Here is a 17,406-nt window from a genome sequence, read left to right on the forward strand (position 1 = left end):
TGTTAAAACAAGCGGCTTAACTATTCTAACTAGGGAATAGTTTAAAACGTGTAACGGGCACCAATTGAGTAGCGTGGGCCGTACTGATTAGCAAATAAAAACTGCTCTTCGTAACGGCCGTAGCCTTCTTCGGTGGCATTATTTAAGTTTATGCCATCAAAAAATACGGTTACGTTTTCGTTTACATCGTAGTTTACGCTCATATCCCATTGGCCGTAGGCTTTAGCATATTGCGGTGGTGCATCGGCTGAGCCTTGTGCTTGGCCAACACCAATTAAGTACGAGTCGCGCCATGCGTAAGTGATTTTGATTGATAGGCCGTCTTTTTCGTAAAAGCCTTGAAAGTTAGCAGAGTCACTTAAACCTGTAAGCGGCGCTTGTTGGTCTAGGCTTTCGCTATCAAATTCTACATCGCCATCTACAAACGTGGCGTTAACACCTACACCAAAGCCGGTTTCGCCAATTAAGTGCTGAACAGCCACTTCAAAACCATCTACCGATTTGCTGTCGGTGTTTTGTGGCTGGCTTATGTTCCATACCATAAGTGGGTCATCGCTATTTGGCTCAATAACGCCATTGGCATTGCCATAACCATTGCTAATCATTTGCGCAAAAATTGCGTCGGTAGTTGCTTGCTCGCCGCGCGATTCAATGTCGCTCACAGCTTGTAAGTAACGCGGGCCGTTTAAAATGTCGTATAGGCCTTCAATTGTGGTTTGCGTAATGGTGGTTTGAATAAAGTTATCTACGTCTTTTTTAAAGTAACCAACAGAGGCATAGCTGCCTTCTGCGTAGTAATACTCTAGTGATAAGTCGAGATTGGTTGATTCAAACGGTAGTAAGTTTGTATTACCTTGGCTACCCGTGCGCGAGCCTGGTTTTGGGCTGCCTGTTAAGCTACGGCCACCGGCTAAATCACCCAGTGGTGCACGCGACATAGTTTTACCCCATGAAACACGGGCTACAACGTCTTCGGTTAAATCAACACTTACATCGATTGACGGTAATAGTATGTCGTAATCGCCTTGCTGCTCTAAGAAGTTATCATCGCCGCCGGCTGCATATTGCATTATCCACTCTGATGCGCTGATCCAGTTTACTTGCTCTTCAACACGTTGGCGTACTGTGCTGGTCACATCTGTTTGTTCGTAGCGTAGACCTGCGTTTACTTTTACGTAGTAATCGCTTACGTCAAACTCCCAGCTTGATTGAATATAAAAGCTGTTTGTGATTTCTTCTACGTAGCTTTCGCTATCAATACCATCCATGTAAGCGTTGGCTGCGTATGCATCGCCACCGGTTACATCTGCTGTTAAATAAGCCATTTGGCGAGCTACGGCTTCATCAAAATCAAAGGTGTAGTAGTAGCTTGGTTGTAAGTCGCTGCCGCCGCCATCAAATTGATCTAAAAGGCCTGATGTATCCTGGCGAGTAAACATGCTGTCTGGGAATATTTCTGTGTACGATGGGTTAAAACCAGGGCCACCCACTAAGCCACTCCATGCAGTGTAACCGCCGGTGTTTTGCTCAGTGCGTGATGCACCAAATTTTACTTTAACCAGGCCAATATCAAAGTTTTCGTTGTACCACGTGGTGTGTAGTTGCAACTGCTCAATATTTGATTCACCCGGCGAGTGCGTAAATTGGCTAAAGTTAGAGTCAATTTCGCCTGGCGTTAATTCGCTTGTGCCGTTTAACCAGTTAACTTGAGCACTTGGGATTTCGCCTGTGCGGTAATCATAAATTTTATTAGCAAGCTGATCAGAGCCTAAAATAACTTGGCCAGTGCTACCTAGCCCGCTGTCGGCGCCGTTATCGGTTTCATTTTTAGAGTCATGGTAATCAAGCTCAACGTGCCATGTGTCGTTAATTTCCCACTCTAGGTTTAAACCAATAGAGCGTGCTTTTACTTCTGTGGTGCCTTTGTTGGCTGTAAACGAGGCATCATTACCGCTAATATCGGCATAAACAGCGGTGCCGTTTTCATCAAGCTCGTAGCCATTAATATTGCTACCAAAGTCGTTCCAAATACCCCAGCCAATACTTTCGGATCCCGTAACCGCTTTACTTGCTGTGTAATCAAGTGTGGCTACAAAGCCATCAACCGGTTCAAATTGAAAAGTAACTTGGCCGTTAGTACGTTCACGCTCTACATCTTCAATAGAGTAGTTCATGTCTTTAGGGAAGTAGTAGTTACCTGATGGGTCTGTACGGTTATCAACAACGTTACTGCTATCTAATTCAGGTAAATCAACATTGGCTTGCCAACCTTGGATATTGGCGCGTTGTTTTTGAAAGTCGCGTTCTTGGTGCGAAAACGAAAAACCAAAACCAAATCTGTCATCTGCAAATGTGTTGCTATAAACAGCAGAAAGCTCAGGCGTTACATCATCACCAGCTTCGTTTGATGAGTCGTGATTTGCTTTAACTGTGGCTGAAAAATTTTGACCTGGCTTTTGAAAAGGGCGCGCAGTAGAAATGTTTACCGTAGCACCTAAACCACCGCTTGGTACATCGGCGCGCGCTGTTTTAAATACTTCTAAAGCACTTACGCCTTCAGAAGCAATGTTTTCAAGGTTGTACGAGCGCGTATAACCTGTGCCTGGCATTTGGCGGCCGTTTAACGTAATTAAGTTAAACTCTGGGCCAAAACCACGTACGGTAATTTGGCTACCTTCACCGTTTGCACGACTCACCGATACACCGGTAATGCGTTGTAATGATTCTGCTAAGTTGGTGTCTGGAAATTTACCCATTTCTTCTGCTGAAATGGCATCTACTACGCCCGATGAGTCTCGCTTCATATCCATAGAACGAATAAGTGAACCACGAATACCTTTTACTTCAATAACTTCTACATCAGGAGATGCTGCTGTGTCTGCTTCGGCGGCAATAGCCGTATTTAACGTGCTCGCAGCAATGATAAGAGACACAGAAGCCGCAAGTTGGCTCTTTTTAAAATTGAATGTGTTCATAATAGCTCTGCTTTATAAAATGTTGTTGTGTAGCAATAGGCGCCATGCGCCTATTGTAGTGTGTTTTTATGGATTCGCGATAATCACGTTATCTATGCGGTATAGTGCGCCGTTGCCCATATCCCACGTAGGAAAAACCATGATCACGTTTATAGCGCTAATATCTAGGCCCGCATCAAACAGTTGCCCAATAGGGAAGGTGTATGTTTGCCACTCACCTGTAACCGGTGTTTGCCCTTCAACGCTTTGATTTAATGCCAGCTCTACTGCGCTTGAAGCGCCAATTGATTCGATTTTAAATAACCATTGAGCATCTACATTTGAGGGTGCTGTTATTACTTTTAAATCAAACTGTACAACGCCATTTTCTAACAGGGCTGATGCATCAAACGATACGTCTTCATCGGCTAAAAAGCCCATTACAGTAGGTGTTGCACCAATGCTAAACTGTGCCACTGCGCCGTGCTGATCATCGTCGGTTTCTGTAGTCGGTGTAGAGCCGCCACAGCAATCCCAAATACTCCACTGATCGGCGACTGTATCTGTAAATACGTTTAGTTCACCAGAGGCAAATGGCGCTGCATTAGGGTTGTAAATTTTAACGTTATCTACACGGTAAACCGCGCCTTCACCTGCGCCCCATGCCGGAAAAATCATAAGTACATCAATTGCACTTACATCAAGGCCTGCACCTGCGAGATCTGATAACTTAAATGTATAAGTTTGCCACTCGCCAGTTACTGGCGCTACACCTTCAACACTTTGCGTTAGTTCAAGCTCTGCAAACGATGTTGCGCCATTTGCTTCTACTTTAAATAACCACGGTGTAGCAGGGTCGCTTGGAGTAGATGTTACTTTTAGGTCAAACTGAATAACGCCTTCATCTAAAATGCTGCTAGCATCAAATGATTCACCTGCACCACCTGCTTCAGTACGGCTGTTAAAGCCCATAACTGTAGGCTCTGCACCAATACTAAACTCGGCAGTTAAACCGTGTTCTTCATCGTCCATTGCTTCAACAGGTGTTGAGCCGCCACAACAATCCCACATTGGCCATGCTAGGTTTTGCTCATCTTCAAAAATGGTTAGCTCTGATGATGCGCCTAGGTTGTCTTGTGTAATTTCAACGTCGTCAATTAGAAAGGTTGCGCCTTCGCCCGTGCCCCACTCAGGAAATACCATAAGTACGTCAATTGCACTTACGTCCAAATCTAAGTCAGCAAGGTCAGAAAGTAAAAATGTGTAGGTTTGCCACTGACCCACTACAGGTGCTTGGCCTTCAACACTACTTGTAAGCGGCATATCTGCATCGGTTGAGGCTTCTGTGCTTTCAAGTTTTACAAACCAAGGTGTGTCTGGCACGCTTGGTGCGCTTGTTACTTTCATTTTAAAGCGTACGTAGCCTTCTTCTAGCATAGGTGATGCATCAAAAGGCGTTGCAGCGCCGTTTTCGTCAGTAATAAACGCATCGCGGCTAATAAAACCAACTACTGTAGGCTCGCTGCCTATTGTAAATTCAACAACGTCGCCTTGTACTTCATCACTTACAATTGCAGGTGTAGAGCCACCACAACAATCCCATGCTGGCCAGTTAGGGTTAAAGCTGTCGCCAAAAATAGTTAATGGGGTCGCAATACCGGTAGATGGCGGGCTAGGAATAGGCGCTTCGCCCTCTAGCAGGGCATCGTCTAGGCTATCGTAACCTGGGCGAATAGTTTCACACCCTTTGCCGGTATCTGGGTTTGATGCACATTGATAAACGCGTACGTAGTCAATTGCAAACGTTTGACCGTTTTCAAATGCGCTGGCATCTACGCCTAACTCATTTACATTTTCCGGCCAGTCGCCGCCTACGGCTAAATTTAACAATAAGTGAAAGTCTTTATCGTAAGGTGCGCTATCCCAGTGGGTTTCAAGCTCCCCAGAGCCTTGTTCGAAATATTCTGCAAACCAACCGCGGTGAGCAAGGCCTACCGCTTCGCCATTGGCATTAGTGCGTACTTCTGATTGGCGCTGTGTGGCGTATAGGTAGCCATCAACGTACCAGCGTATTTCACCTTCTTGCCATTCTACTGCGTAAGTATGAAAATCATCTGCTGGGTTGCTATCTTCCGGAAATTTATATTCTTGGCCTGTGTAGCTGTTATCTGGCCATGCACGGCCATAGTGCAATGTTCCATGAATGCTTGATTCAACACCGCCATCTTCGTCAGCAGTTTTTAGGTTTACTGATTCTAAAACATCAATTTCGCCTGAGCGTGGCCATGTACCGTATTCTTCATCGGTTGGTAACATCCAAAATGCAGGCCAGCTGCCTTGCCCCGAAGGTAGCTTTGCACGTACTTCAAAGCGGCCATAAGTAAAATCAGCATTATAGCGGGTATTTAAACGCGCAGAGGTGTAGGGCTTTTCAGCGCCTTCTGTCGCTGGTAGGGCAACAATGTTTAACACACCGTCTTGTATAAAGGCGTTTTCTTCGCTGTCGGTGTAACATTGTTTTTCGTTGTTACCACCGCCATCGCAGTTTAATTCAAAGTTCCATTTGTTAGTATCAATGGCTGAGCCTTCAAACTCGTCGCTCCAAACTAATTGCCAATCTGAAACTGGCTCAGAAGCGTCGATATTTTCAAAATTAGATGTTGTGGCAGAGTCGCCACCACAGCCTGCTAAAGATGCTAATGAAATAGCAGCCAGTAAGCGAGCAATGTGTGTTTTTTCAATGTTCATAGCTGAACCCCGGTTTCACAGATTGTTGTCAGAATGTGTGTTTAAACTTATTTAAAAGAACTCTATTTATTTTTTGTAAGCGCTTACATTCGCCATGTGTTTTGTAAGCGCTTACAAATAATATTGCGCACTACGTAAATGGTCAACATATTTGTGAGTTTTATTTACATTTAGTTTACGGTAAGACCAGTTTACCAAGCCGGCTATTTATTAAAATAGTAGTTTAATCATGGGGTTGTATTTTTACTCTAGGTTTTTTGGTCAGCTAGTATACAACATTTTTAAAGCGCACTTAGCGGAGTAAGAGAGTCATTAGCTGGTTTTTAATCGGTACATTTGTAAGATTATATTGCGTTATTTCACCTGCTTACGGTGTGTAAGCAGGTAAAATATAGCTACAGGCTAGTTATTTTTAAAAGGCATAATGAGCAACGCCCAAAGGGAGGCATTTTGTTTTTGGCTTGGGTATTCTTTTAAGCCAATATCGATGTTGTTATCGGCTTTTTGCGCTTCATTTTTGTAACTACCAAACAGTTTGTCCCACCAAATAACGCTAAATCCGTAGTTTGAATTGGTTTCGCTAACACGTTGGCTATGGTGAATACGATGCAGTATTTGGGTCATTAAAATTAATCGAAGTGGTTTTTCTATAGCTTGTGGTAAGCGTATATTTGCGTGGTTAAACAGCGCTAAACCGTTAAGTGCTATTTCAAATATTAATACAGCAATAGCGGGTACACCCAAAGCGGTAACGGCAATCAATTTTATAACTATGCTGAGCACAATTTCGATAGGGTGAAAACGCAAACCTGTGCTGGTATCTACGTGCGCATCGGCGTGGTGTACACGGTGCAAGCGCCACAAAATAGGCACCTGGTGAAATAGCCGGTGCTGCCAATAAATAAGTATATCAAGCAGTAATATGCTTAAAATAATAGCAACACTACTTGGTATGGCTATTTGATTAAATAAACCGATACCGTGCTCTTGGTTATAAAGCGCGACGGCAGTTAAGCCTATTGGCACACTTAAGCGCGCAATTAATGATGAAGCAAACACCAGCCCAAAATTAGCAAACCATCGGGTGTTATTTTTTATAGGTGATTTACGTGCAGGCATGCGCGATTCTAGCAGCATCATAATAACCAAAATGCTAAAAAAGAATCCTAGTCGCCACCAAATTTCATTACTCATTGGCTTGTGTAACCTCATCAGCTTCTTGGCGTTTTAACGTGTTATACCCACCATGTATACGTGTAAAAATGGTAATAGCGCATGCAGTGGCAAAAATACTCGCCATTATGGCAAAGTGCTGCGGCCAAATACAAAAAGCAATAAACAGCGCTATGGTTTCTGTGCCTTCGGTTAAGCCATTTAAATAGTAAAAGCTTTTGTATTTAAACTGGGGCTTATCGAGCTTAAATTTTTCGGCTGCAATGGCAAAGGCTAAAAAGCTTGAGCCAGTGCCTATAAAGGTGGCCAATAATACCGCACCTGCAATCGCGTTTTGCTCGGGGTTTGCCAAAATAAAGCCAAGCGGAATTGCCGCGTAAAATAAAAAGTCGAGGGTAATATCTAAAAAACCGCCAGCGCTTGAACTTAAATTTGCATATCGTGCCAATGCACCATCTAGCCCATCTAAAATACGATTTAAAGCAATAGCCGCTAACGCTGCGTACCACATTTCATATGCAATTAATGGCACAGCTAATAGCCCTATTAAAAAGCCTGCCACAGTGAGTTGGTCGGGCGTTATACCGCGCTTGTGGATTAACGCTACAACCGGAGTTAACAGTGGCTTTATAACTGGGGTGATGTATTTATCTAACATGCTCGTTGCCTTGTGCTTTTACTTATTTGGCTAAATTTAAAGTGATCTGTTTGCCGTTTGCGGCCTCTGCATCGCTATGATCGTGGGTGACCATAATAGCGGGCAGTTTGTGCTCACGTATTTGGCTAAATACCAACTCGCGGGTATCTACTCTTAATTGGGTATCGAGTTTGCTAAAGGGCTCATCAAGCAAAATAGCTTTTGGCTCGCTCAATAGCATACGCAGTAAAGCAACGCGGGCTTGTTGCCCACCAGAGAGGTTGTCGGGGTGGCGATTAGCCATGCCTTTTAATCCTACTTGTTCAAGCGCGTGCTCTATTTTTTCGAGGCGCTTTTTTTTATTGCCTTTAGGCATAGCAAAGGCAATGTTATCGCTTACCGACAAATGCGAAAATAATAACGCGTCTTGGTAAAGCACGCCTATATGACGTAAATGAGTAGGTAAGTTATTAATGTTTTTGCCGTTAAGCCACACTTCACCATTTGCGCTAAAGCCGCTGGGTAATGTGCCTGTAAGCCAATTTAATAAACTCGATTTACCACTGCCTGATGGCCCCATAATGGTGAGTATTTCGCCGCCTTTTACTTGCTCGTTTAAACTAAGTAATTGCTCGTTTTGACGATAAAGCTCACAATTTTTAATCTCTAAAGATGACTGCATTAAAAACCTTTTAATTTATGGGTTAGCGTTGTGCGCTTTTAAAAAAATACTTAGGTAACACCCACGCCAGTATAAAGCCAAAGAGTGGCAATGCCATTTGCATAATGGCATACACAGCACTGGTGCGCCTACTTGCGCCATTAGCAAGGGTAACCGCTTCGGTTGTTATGGTTGCTATGCGCCCGCCACCGGCTAAAAGAGTCGGTAAATATTGGCCAAAACTAATGGCCAAACCAAGTGCGGCCGCAATTAAAATAGGGGCAAATAACTGGGGTAATTTTACGTGTAAAAACACTTTGCAGGGTGTTGCGCCAAGGCTTGCTGCTACTTGAGCAAAGCGAGGGTCTAATCGCCTATAACTGCTCGCAAGCGATAAAAACACATACGGTAGTACAAACAATAAATGGGTAAATACTACATTAAAAAACGCAGCTTGGTTATTGACTAATTGTTGCAGCCACACCAGGCCAAATAAAAACGCAATACTTGGTACAAGCAGCGGTAAATAAATAATTAAACTGGTAAAGCGCGACATGGGTTTTGCACTTAATTGCTCTGACTCTAAGCACAAAAGCGTAATTATAATGGCAAATAACGTTGTTACTAACCCTACAGCAAGGGTATTAAAAAGCGGGCTTTGCATTTGCATTAGCGCGCTTTTAAAGTGAAGTAGCGTAAGCTGCTCAGGCAAAGCCGCCGGAAAGCGCCAAAAACCAGCGACAGACCACATAATCAAGCCAATTAACGAGAGCAATATAAAGCTAATTACAAATACTGTAAGGACGGTCGTTATTTTTTGCCAATAAATGCCGCCGTATTCTCGCTCGCCATTGGTGAGTAAATCATTAAATAATGCTTTTATCGCTTTTTCGCCGCTAAGCCAAAATGCTAACAATCCAGCAGTAAGCACAAGCTGCAATAACGCCCCAGCAGACGCTTTAATACGCAGGTTTAAATCTACATCGTTAAACCAGTGCATAATCGCCACGGCAAGTGTTGGCGGGGTATTTGGCCCTAGAATAAGAGGCATTTCTACACTTGCGCTGGCATAAGCCAATACGGCTAAAATGGGTAGGCGCAGTAATGGATAAAGGCTTGGTAATATTACTTTAAAAAAAGCAGTCATAGGGCAGTAGCCTAAATTAAGCGCTACTTTATGTTGCTGGCGCAGCTTTTTGCCAAGCTCAGGTTGGGCAAGCACACCTAGCGCCATTAACAGTAAAAAAGGCAGCTCTTTAAGCGTTAGCCCTAAAATTATACTAATGCCAAACGAGTCATGCGGAAACATTCCGTTAGGGGCAAGCTCCCAACCACTTAACCACGGCGATACTAAACGCGAGATCATACCCGAAGGAGCAATTAAAAAACCAACGGCTATAGCCGCTGCCGCGTGGGGTATTACCAATATTGGGCTCAGTAAACGTTGAATACGGTTAAGCCACGGGCTATTAAAAAATGCCGCTAAAATCATTAACGTAATGACAAAGGCAAGTAAGGTACTTATTAATCCGCTGCCAACACTTAGCATCACCATATGTGTTAGGCCGGGTGTTTGCATAAGCATAGTAAAGCCATGTAGGCCAAACGTTGTATGCTCAAGTACCGGTGCATAGCCAAAAGCGGGCAATAGCACGCTGATTAAACCGCCTATTACAGGCAAAATTAGCAATGCCAGTAAAAAGCGTGGGCTTAATTTTACAATGCGGGTGAACATATCAGTGCTGCAATGCGTTGTTGCTTTAGTATTTACAGCTACACTTTTTGAAATAACGCTCATTGGCTTACTCCATAACGCGCTTGCCACCCTTGCATAATAGCGTTTACCCAGCTTGGGTGTGGCTCGCTAAGCGTGCGTTTAATACTATTTAAAGGCAGCGCGCTTGGGTGTGGTTGCGTTGTTTTAAATAAGGCTTGTTGCTGTGGTGTTAGCGTTGATTGAATAAGTACTGTTTTATCGCCCCATACATGCGCTTTTTGTTTTTGAGCTTGCGCCTCTGGGCTTAATAAAAAATTAGCCACTAACTGCGCACCTTGATGGTGGCTAGCATTATAAGGAATAGCCACAAAGTGGGTGTTACTTAAACTGCCATCTTGCATTGCATAACTGCGAATACTTTTTGGTAAATCATAACGTTTAACGGCGGCAGGTACTTCGGGCGCAGAAAACGTAAACGCGATGCTTAGCTCGGTGTCGCCTACTAAACGGCGCATTTGCGCGCCACTTTGCATAAAGTGTTTGCCACCGTGCCAAAGTGTTGGGTGCAGCTTATTTAAAAAGTCCCATAATGGACTTAATATTTGGGCTGTGTTTTTAGCTGTAGCAGGCTGATTTAACTGCGCTTTAAGTGTGTCATCACTTTGTTGATGTAGCATAACAAGCGCGTATTTTAAAAAGCTCATGCCTAAAAAATCAGGGGGTTTGGGGTAACTAAAGCGCCCTGGGTTTTGTGCGCTCCAGCTAAGCAATTGGTTTAAGGTTGTGGGTAGTGTGTTATTGGCAGTGCCGTCAATTGCTAAACTGTCGTAGTAAAAGGTGAGCGAAGCTTGGCCCCAAGGGGCTTCCATTCCATTAGTGGGTATTCCAAAATCAAAATTAACCGCAGGGTTATTGCTAGGGTCGGTGTAGCTAAAATTAGGCAGCTTATTAGCCCATTGTTTAAGTAATAATGAGTGCTCGCTCATGGTGGAAAAGTTAGCACCGTTTATCCAAATTAAATCTACGCTGCCTTTATCGTTATTATTTGCTGATTTTTCGGCCAGTACGCGGCTTACAGCTTCGCTGGTATCACTGAGCTTTACGTGTACTAAGTTAATGTTGTATTTAGCTTTTACTTGTTTTGCAGCCCATTGGATATACGCATTTATTTGCGCATCACCGCCCCACGCATAAAAATACACGCTTTGGTTTTTACCTAAGCTTTCAACTTGCTGCCAACGGCTTTGTAATTGTGTACTTGCTAGGCTTTTAAAGCTAATAACTAGGCAAATGCAAAACGCGACACAGCACACGCTGTATCGCGATAATGTTTGCCATAATTTATTGGCGAGCATTTAAATCCCAGCTGTAATCTAAAAACTTAATCTTCATGTTATCGTTTTTAAGGGCTATTTGCTGTGCAGGGGTTAAGTTAAGTGCTTTAGGGTGTTGCAAAAAAAACTGCTGCAATGTGTTTGCACCTTTAAAACCTTGTTCAAAATCATCGCCGTACCACTTAAATATTGAAGACACACTGAGCGTGTTGTCTTGCGCTATATTACGGGTTGTGTCTGATAAAAAACGTACCGTTTGCTCTTGTAGTTGTGCTTCTAATGTATCAGCAGTATACGCTTCTTCACGAAGTGCAGGGCAGCCAATACTTGCACAATTTACAGCAAAGTGAATACGTGGGTCGTTGTATTTACCACTGCCACGTATTAAACCATGCTCTATATCATCAAGGCTGCGAGTTTTACCAAGTAATGGCACAAACTCTTTGCTCCATGGTGAGCTAAAAAAACTGCCTAAATCTTTAATCGATTTAAGGTTTGGGTATTTTGTTAATATAAGCTCAACAGTAAAGGCGTTATATGCGTTGATTAAAAACGCCAGCTGCTTTGGTTTTTCCCATTTATCAAACTCATTTTGCGTAACCGCCGATAACGAATCTAAATAGGTTTTAAGCTCGCTGTGCTTAGCTTTAATTGCTGCATAATCAACCTCTGTGCTGTGGTCATGATTAATAGCTACAACATGATTGTTTAATAACGCATTCCAGCTGTCGTGCATGTTTTGGGCATTGCTCGCAAACGATGTTGCAAGCAAAGCAGACCCTAACAAGAGCGCTTTTAAAGGTGTTTTAAACATATTAGCCTCTGCGCCATGTGTGGTATTTTTCAAGCATGTTAAGTACTTTTTCAGGTGCGTGAGCGCGTTTCCACTCACCCGCTGCGTACTTATTACCTTCAGCCCACGTAGGGTAGCTGTGAATAGTGCCCAGTATTTTGTTAAGGCCTAAACCGTGTTTCATTGCCAGTACAAACTCAGCAATTAAATCGCCAGCGTGCTCAGAGACCACAGTAACACCGAGTATTTTGTCTTTACCCCTAGGGGTAATTACTTTTATAAAGCCTTTTGTTGCGCTGTCGGTAATGGCGCGGTCTAGCTCTTCAAATTCAAAGCGAGTGATTTCATAATCTATGCCTTTATCAATAGCGTCTTGTTCGTTTAAGCCAACACGTGCTACTTCAGGGTCAATAAATGTGGTCCATGGAATAACACGGTAATCGACTTTAAACTTTTTAAGGTTACCAAATAAGCCATTTACTGCTGCGTACCAGCCCTGATGAGCGGCTACATGCGTAAATTGATACGGGCCTACAATATCGCCTGCCGCAAAAATGTTAGGGTAGAGCGTTTCTAGGTATTCGTTAGTGACTACAGTGCGATTAGTTTCTATGCCAAGCTCTTCAAGGCCGTACCCTTTAAGACGAGCGCTTCGGCCAACAGCACATAGGAGCTCGTCGTATTCAATATCGATTTCGGTATCGTTATGTTTTGCCACAATGAACTTTTTACCATCGCGTGCTTCACAGCGCAGTGCCTGATGCGAGGTTAAAATGTTTACGCCACTTTCGGTAAGCGCTTCGTGAGCAAAGGTAGACACTTCTAGGTCTTCTTTGATCATAATGCGTTCAGCCATTTCAATTTGCGTAACGCTTGAGCCTAAACGTGCAAAGCTTTGAGCAAGTTCGCACCCAATTGGGCCGCCGCCAAGTACAACCAGTTTTTTAGGGGCTTCATCTAGCTCAGCAAATTTAGTCCATAACGTATCGCTTGTTACATAGCCTGTTTCTTCAATACCAGGAAGTGGAGGTACAAATGGGCGTGCGCCGGTTGCAATAACAATTGTACGAGCAGTTAACGTTTGCGTGCCGCCATCGTTAAGTTTAATTTCAACAGTCCACGGGTCTAATAATTTACCGTAGCCTTTAACCACATCTACACCTAAGTTTGTGTAACGCTCAACGCTATCGTGTGGGGCTATGTCGGCAATAACTTTATGTACACGTGCCATTACTTTTTTAAACGAAAACTGCGGCGTCGCGTTTTCAAGGCCGTAGTGTTCCCCGTGGCGAATTTGCTCAGCAATTTTAGCACTTTTAATAACGGCTTTACTTGGCACACACCCATAGTTTAAACAGTCGCCGCCCATTTCGCCGGCTTCAATTAGGGTTACTTTGGCTTTAACGGCTGCTGCAATGTAGCTTGTTACTAAGCCGCCAGCTCCAGCGCCAATAACAATCATGTTGCGGTCGAACTTTTTAGGCTTAGTGTAATTTTTGTATACGCGACGTTTTTTAAACACGTTTAGGATTCCTTTAGCAATAAATGGGAACACACCCAATAAAGCGAACGACAAAATAAGATCGAGCGATAAAATGCCAGATAAGCTTTCAATTTGCGCAAGTTGCGTACCTGCGTTTACAAATACAAATGTACCCGCCAGCATGCCTACTTGGCTTACCCAGTAAAAGGTCCACGCTTTAATTGCAGTAACACCCATCAATAAGTTAATTAAAAAGAACGGAAATACTGGCACTAGCCTAAGCGTAAATAAGTAAAAGCCACCTTCTTTTTCAACGCCTGCGTCAATAGCGTCTAGGCGCTCAGGAAAACGTTGTTTAATTGTATCGCGCAGTAAGTAACGCGATACTAAAAAGGCAAGTGTAGCACCTACCGTAGAGGCAAACGATGCAACCAATAAGCCTTCAACTAAGCCAAATAACGCACCTGCGGCCAGTGTTAATATAGCCGCACCCGGTAAAGAAAGAGCCGTTACCACTACGTATAATAAAAAGAAGCCCCCAAAAACCAATAATGGTGATTGTTCTTTATATTGGTTAAATTGCTCCATAGAGCCTTTTAAGCCTTCAAGCGTAAGTAACTGGTGTAAATTAAAGTGAAAGAACATGCCTATTACGACCGCTGCAATCAATATCAAAAATAGTTTTTTTATCATGTTCTCTCTCTTAAAACGTCCTTAAAAATTATGTGAAAGTGTTAGTTTTGCGTTAATTGGTAACTCTGGAAAAGCCAGCGTTGCGCCAAAGTAACCCCCTTCAAATACTGGGCGCCAGTTTTTTTGATTAGTGACGTTGTTTACATCTAATCGCAACTTAGTGCTAGGCGTAAATGCGTAGCTAGTATTAACGTTTAGCGTGTATTGATCACGGATTTTAACTGTTGCCAAAAAGTCTAATGGGTAACTCTTTGTATATAGACCTGAAAAACCCATTTGCCATTTCGAATTAATTGAATAATTTCCGTTAAAACTGAACGACTGCTCAGGAATGCCCTGAACTTGGCGGTTTGAAGGTGCAAACGCGGTAAAACTTGGCGCGCCAACACCGGTACCTGCAATAATATCTGGACGCGAATTGTCAAACGCATCGATTACCTGAGCAGAATCTTGGCTGCTTGCAGAATTGTCGTAACGAGCATCTATGTAGCTGTAACCCGCACTTAGCCAATAAGGGTAAGCATCATAAAATACTTGGCTTTCAAAACCTGTGGTACGAATACCTGTATTGCTGCCGTCGCGATTACGTAAACTGCGGCGCTGACTAAATACCGCGCCATCAGCGTACCAATCGCTGTCGGTTGGGGCGTACTTTAAGCCAAACTCAACTAATGTGTTTTCGGTTGCAAAATTTTGTGCGCTAATGGTGTTATCACTGCCAAGCGATGTACCGCCAGCCATACTGTTTGATGTTGCTTCGTTATAACTTGCTGCACCATAGGTGGTGTAATCGGCATTTAATTTATAATTAAAGCTAACTTGGCCAGAATGCAGGGTTTCGTTAATGCTATCGCTTGCGGCAACTTGGCCTTGTGGTGCAATAGGGTCGTTTGCTGCTACATCGTAAAAATCGATGCGGTAACCCACGCTAGTATGAAGTTTATCGCCCCAATCTGTGTCTTGTTGAATAGCAAGCCCTGTTTGCCATGAACGTGAGTCGGTGGTGTCTGATAGGTTAAAGTCGCCGCTGCCATCGTTATCTAAATCGTATTGGCCGCCAGGCGATACAAATACACCAGGACTTAGCTCTACTAAACGCGCCTTTTGTGCATCGGTTAATGGAATGCGGCGGTTTGAAAGTGGGCCTGTTAAATCAATTGGTAAGTCGGCCTCGGTAGTAAATTGGCTGTAGCCGAGCACTTTATTGTAGCGCACGTCAAAAGCAAAAATTGTTTGCTGGTCACTGTTCCAGCGGTACGTAAGCTCCGTTCGGTTTTGCGCTGTATCAGCGCCGTCTATAATTTCTACAAAGCTGTTTTGGGCTATTTCTTCACGCTGTAAATGCTGAAAATACGTAATGTTTTTAAGTGAGGCATTAGCGCTTAGCTCACGCTTATAAATGCTGTGAATTAAGTAGGTTGTTGCTTCGTTTTGGTTATCAGGGTCGGTAAGTACGGTGCTGCGATCTATTTTTACTTGCCCAGTAGGCGACACAATAGAACCCGCTGCGGGTACGGTACTGCCATTGGCTTGCACGCCTTGGCCGGTAATATAAAGGCCATCATCAATTAAGGCTTGGGTAGGGCGGTTAATACCGGCGTTATCGGTAAATTCAACTTGGTATAGCTCAAAGTTAATATCCCAACTGCTTTTGTCGCCTGGTAATATCCGTAGTGCTGCAAACAAGCTGTCGCTTTTAGTGCCTGAGTAATCGTAGTAACTGCCTTCATCGAGGTGCTCGTAACTTACTCTAAGGCCAACTTTGTCTTTTATAATCGGCGCTGTGTAATCTACTTGGGCGCTGTATTGATCCCATCGTCCTGCAGAGAGCTTAACCTTACCCTTACTTTCATCTGTAGAAGCAGCTTTAGAATGTAAATTTACAAAACCACCGTTACGTTGGCTTGAACCAAATAAAACCGGCGGGGCACCCTTTACTACATCTATTTGTTCTATAGAGTTGAACGATAACGGCACGCCAAAGCCGTTATTACCTGCTTGGCGGCGTGTACCATCTTGATAAAGCTCACCCAGTTGGCCACGAATAGTCGGTAAACTTGGCGCACCAAAGCCACTTGCAGAGTATGTGTTTGGGCTAACTGCTAGTACGTCTTGTAGGGTTGTAATGTTTAATTGCTCTATCAGCTCGCTTGAAATAGGCGTAACTGAGCGAGCTATATCTTGCAATGCTAGGTTGTCGCCGAAGGGGCCGTTAATAGTGGCATCTTTTACAGAAAGCCCTTGAGATTTAATCGTTTGGCCCGCTACTTCAATACGCTCAATTGAGTCGGTATTAGCTACAGATTGTGCCGCATAAGCATAAAAATTAGGTGTGAGTGAAGCAGCTATAAAAAGTGCCAAATATGAATGTTTCAAAAGGGTTCTCATTTTGGTTAGTGTTAATGTGGCAATAAAGACCTGTAGGTTTGTGAATAACTTTCAGCAATTATTAATTCTTTTTGTTTTTTAGAACGAAACGTTAAAAGTCTAGCATATTGCTTTAAAGCGTTATTCAGTTTTAGGCACTATTTATTGTTTAATAAATGCTGTAGTTAGTTATTGTCTTAATAAGGTTGTAACTTACAAATAGCGGTTTTATACGCATTTAAGCACAATGCAGCGCACCCAATTTATTAAAAAGTTATGCATAAAATGAAATAAAATATGTGTTAAGCGGTCTTGCTAGTTTCACATTAGATTATTTAGTTTTAAGGAAATTTTATGACGGGTACAACAGGTACTGACTTTCAAAATCGTCTGCAATGGTCGCTTTTTTCGCTACGCCTTGGCGTATTTATTGTAATGATTATGTGGACGTTCGATAAGTTTGTTAACCCAGGGCACAGCGCACGAATTTTTGAGCACTTTTATGGGATCAGCGGCTCTACAGATATGGTTGCGTATGTACTGGGGGCGTTACAGCTTATATTAGTATTGGCTTTTTTAGCGGGTATTAAAAAACGCCTTACTTATGGCGTTATATTTGTAATGCACGGCTTATCTACGCTCTCATCTTATAATCAGTATATTGATGGCTTTAATAATTTATTGTTTTTTACAGCGTGGCCAATGTGGGCAGCCTGTTTTGCACTTTACCTATTACGCGAGCAAGACGTTAAATTTACAATTAAGTAGCAGAGCAAAAAAAATGGTTATAAGCCGTAAGGCTTATAACCAATAAGTACACAAGGGAGTGTATGGAAGTTGGTTTAA

Annotated in this window: 11 protein-coding genes; 1 reads left to right on the forward strand and 10 read right to left on the reverse strand. The window is 43.1% G+C overall.

From position 1 onward, the window contains the following. Positions 1-41: 41 nt before the first annotated feature. The 10 genes from AN393_RS04275 to AN393_RS04320 form a co-directional block, all read right to left on the reverse strand. On the reverse strand, positions 42-2,975 hold the full coding sequence (locus tag AN393_RS04275; protein WP_055017425.1) for a TonB-dependent receptor: 2,934 nt from the start codon (positions 2,973-2,975) through the stop codon (positions 42-44). A 66-nt stretch (positions 2,976-3,041) separates the two neighbouring features. Then, on the reverse strand, positions 3,042-5,702 hold the full coding sequence (locus tag AN393_RS04280; protein ID WP_055017426.1) for a glycoside hydrolase family 16 protein: 2,661 nt from the start codon (positions 5,700-5,702) through the stop codon (positions 3,042-3,044). A 402-nt stretch (positions 5,703-6,104) separates the two neighbouring features. After that, positions 6,105-6,896, reverse strand: a complete 792-nt coding sequence (locus tag AN393_RS04285; RefSeq protein ID WP_055014497.1) for a sterol desaturase family protein — start codon at positions 6,894-6,896, stop codon at positions 6,105-6,107. Then, complete coding sequence (locus AN393_RS04290) at positions 6,889-7,533, reverse strand: CDP-alcohol phosphatidyltransferase family protein (RefSeq protein WP_055017427.1); 645 nt, start codon at positions 7,531-7,533, stop codon at positions 6,889-6,891. Before AN393_RS04290 ends, AN393_RS04285 begins: the two co-directional genes overlap by 8 nt. Positions 7,534-7,555: 22 nt before the next feature. After that, complete coding sequence (locus tag AN393_RS04295) at positions 7,556-8,194, reverse strand: ATP-binding cassette domain-containing protein (RefSeq protein ID WP_055017428.1); 639 nt, start codon at positions 8,192-8,194, stop codon at positions 7,556-7,558. 22 nt (positions 8,195-8,216) lie between these two features. Next, positions 8,217-9,971, reverse strand: coding sequence for an ABC transporter permease (locus AN393_RS04300; RefSeq protein ID WP_055017429.1), 1,755 nt, complete (start codon positions 9,969-9,971; stop codon positions 8,217-8,219). Continuing rightward, complete coding sequence (locus AN393_RS04305; protein WP_055017430.1) at positions 9,968-11,245, reverse strand: ABC transporter substrate-binding protein; 1,278 nt, start codon at positions 11,243-11,245, stop codon at positions 9,968-9,970. Before AN393_RS04305 ends, AN393_RS04300 begins: the two co-directional genes overlap by 4 nt. Continuing rightward, a complete protein-coding gene (locus AN393_RS04310; RefSeq protein WP_055017431.1) occupies positions 11,232-12,038 on the reverse strand; it encodes a DUF547 domain-containing protein in 807 nt (268 codons plus the stop codon). The genes AN393_RS04305 and AN393_RS04310 overlap by 14 nt, the downstream gene beginning before the upstream one ends. Before the next feature lies 1 nt (position 12,039). Further along, a complete protein-coding gene (locus AN393_RS04315; protein WP_055017432.1) occupies positions 12,040-14,193 on the reverse strand; it encodes an FAD-dependent oxidoreductase in 2,154 nt (717 codons plus the stop codon). Between the two features lie 21 nt (positions 14,194-14,214). Next, positions 14,215-16,569: a TonB-dependent siderophore receptor gene (locus AN393_RS04320; RefSeq protein WP_055017480.1), complete on the reverse strand. Its 2,355-nt coding sequence runs from the start codon at positions 16,567-16,569 to the stop codon at positions 14,215-14,217. Positions 16,570-16,914: 345 nt separating this feature from the next. On the opposite strand from AN393_RS04320, the gene AN393_RS04325 reads away from it, so the two are divergent. Further along, positions 16,915-17,328, forward strand: coding sequence for a hypothetical protein (locus tag AN393_RS04325; protein ID WP_055014490.1), 414 nt, complete (start codon positions 16,915-16,917; stop codon positions 17,326-17,328). Positions 17,329-17,406 lie beyond the last annotated feature (78 nt).

The organism is Pseudoalteromonas sp. P1-25 (assembly GCF_001401805.1).
Taxonomy (GTDB): Bacteria; Pseudomonadota; Gammaproteobacteria; order Enterobacterales; family Alteromonadaceae; genus Pseudoalteromonas.

Bases quoted from the DNA above. Each gene is read 5' to 3' on its own strand.
- AN393_RS04290 (WP_055017427.1), bottom strand. From the start codon at position 7,533: ATGTTAGATAAATACATCACCCCAGTTATAAAGCCACTGTTAACTCCG.
- AN393_RS04280 (WP_055017426.1), bottom strand. From the start codon at position 5,702: ATGAACATTGAAAAAACACACATTGCTCGCTTACTGGCTGCTATTTCA.
- AN393_RS04275 (WP_055017425.1), bottom strand. From the start codon at position 2,975: ATGAACACATTCAATTTTAAAAAGAGCCAACTTGCGGCTTCTGTGTCT.
- AN393_RS04295 (WP_055017428.1), bottom strand. From the start codon at position 8,194: ATGCAGTCATCTTTAGAGATTAAAAATTGTGAGCTTTATCGTCAAAAC.
- AN393_RS04315 (WP_055017432.1), bottom strand. From the start codon at position 14,193: ATGATAAAAAAACTATTTTTGATATTGATTGCAGCGGTCGTAATAGGC.
- AN393_RS04305 (WP_055017430.1), bottom strand. From the start codon at position 11,245: ATGCTCGCCAATAAATTATGGCAAACATTATCGCGATACAGCGTGTGC.
- AN393_RS04325 (WP_055014490.1), top strand. From the start codon at position 16,915: ATGACGGGTACAACAGGTACTGACTTTCAAAATCGTCTGCAATGGTCG.
- AN393_RS04285 (WP_055014497.1), bottom strand. From the start codon at position 6,896: ATGAGTAATGAAATTTGGTGGCGACTAGGATTCTTTTTTAGCATTTTG.
- AN393_RS04300 (WP_055017429.1), bottom strand. From the start codon at position 9,971: ATGAGCGTTATTTCAAAAAGTGTAGCTGTAAATACTAAAGCAACAACG.
- AN393_RS04310 (WP_055017431.1), bottom strand. From the start codon at position 12,038: ATGTTTAAAACACCTTTAAAAGCGCTCTTGTTAGGGTCTGCTTTGCTT.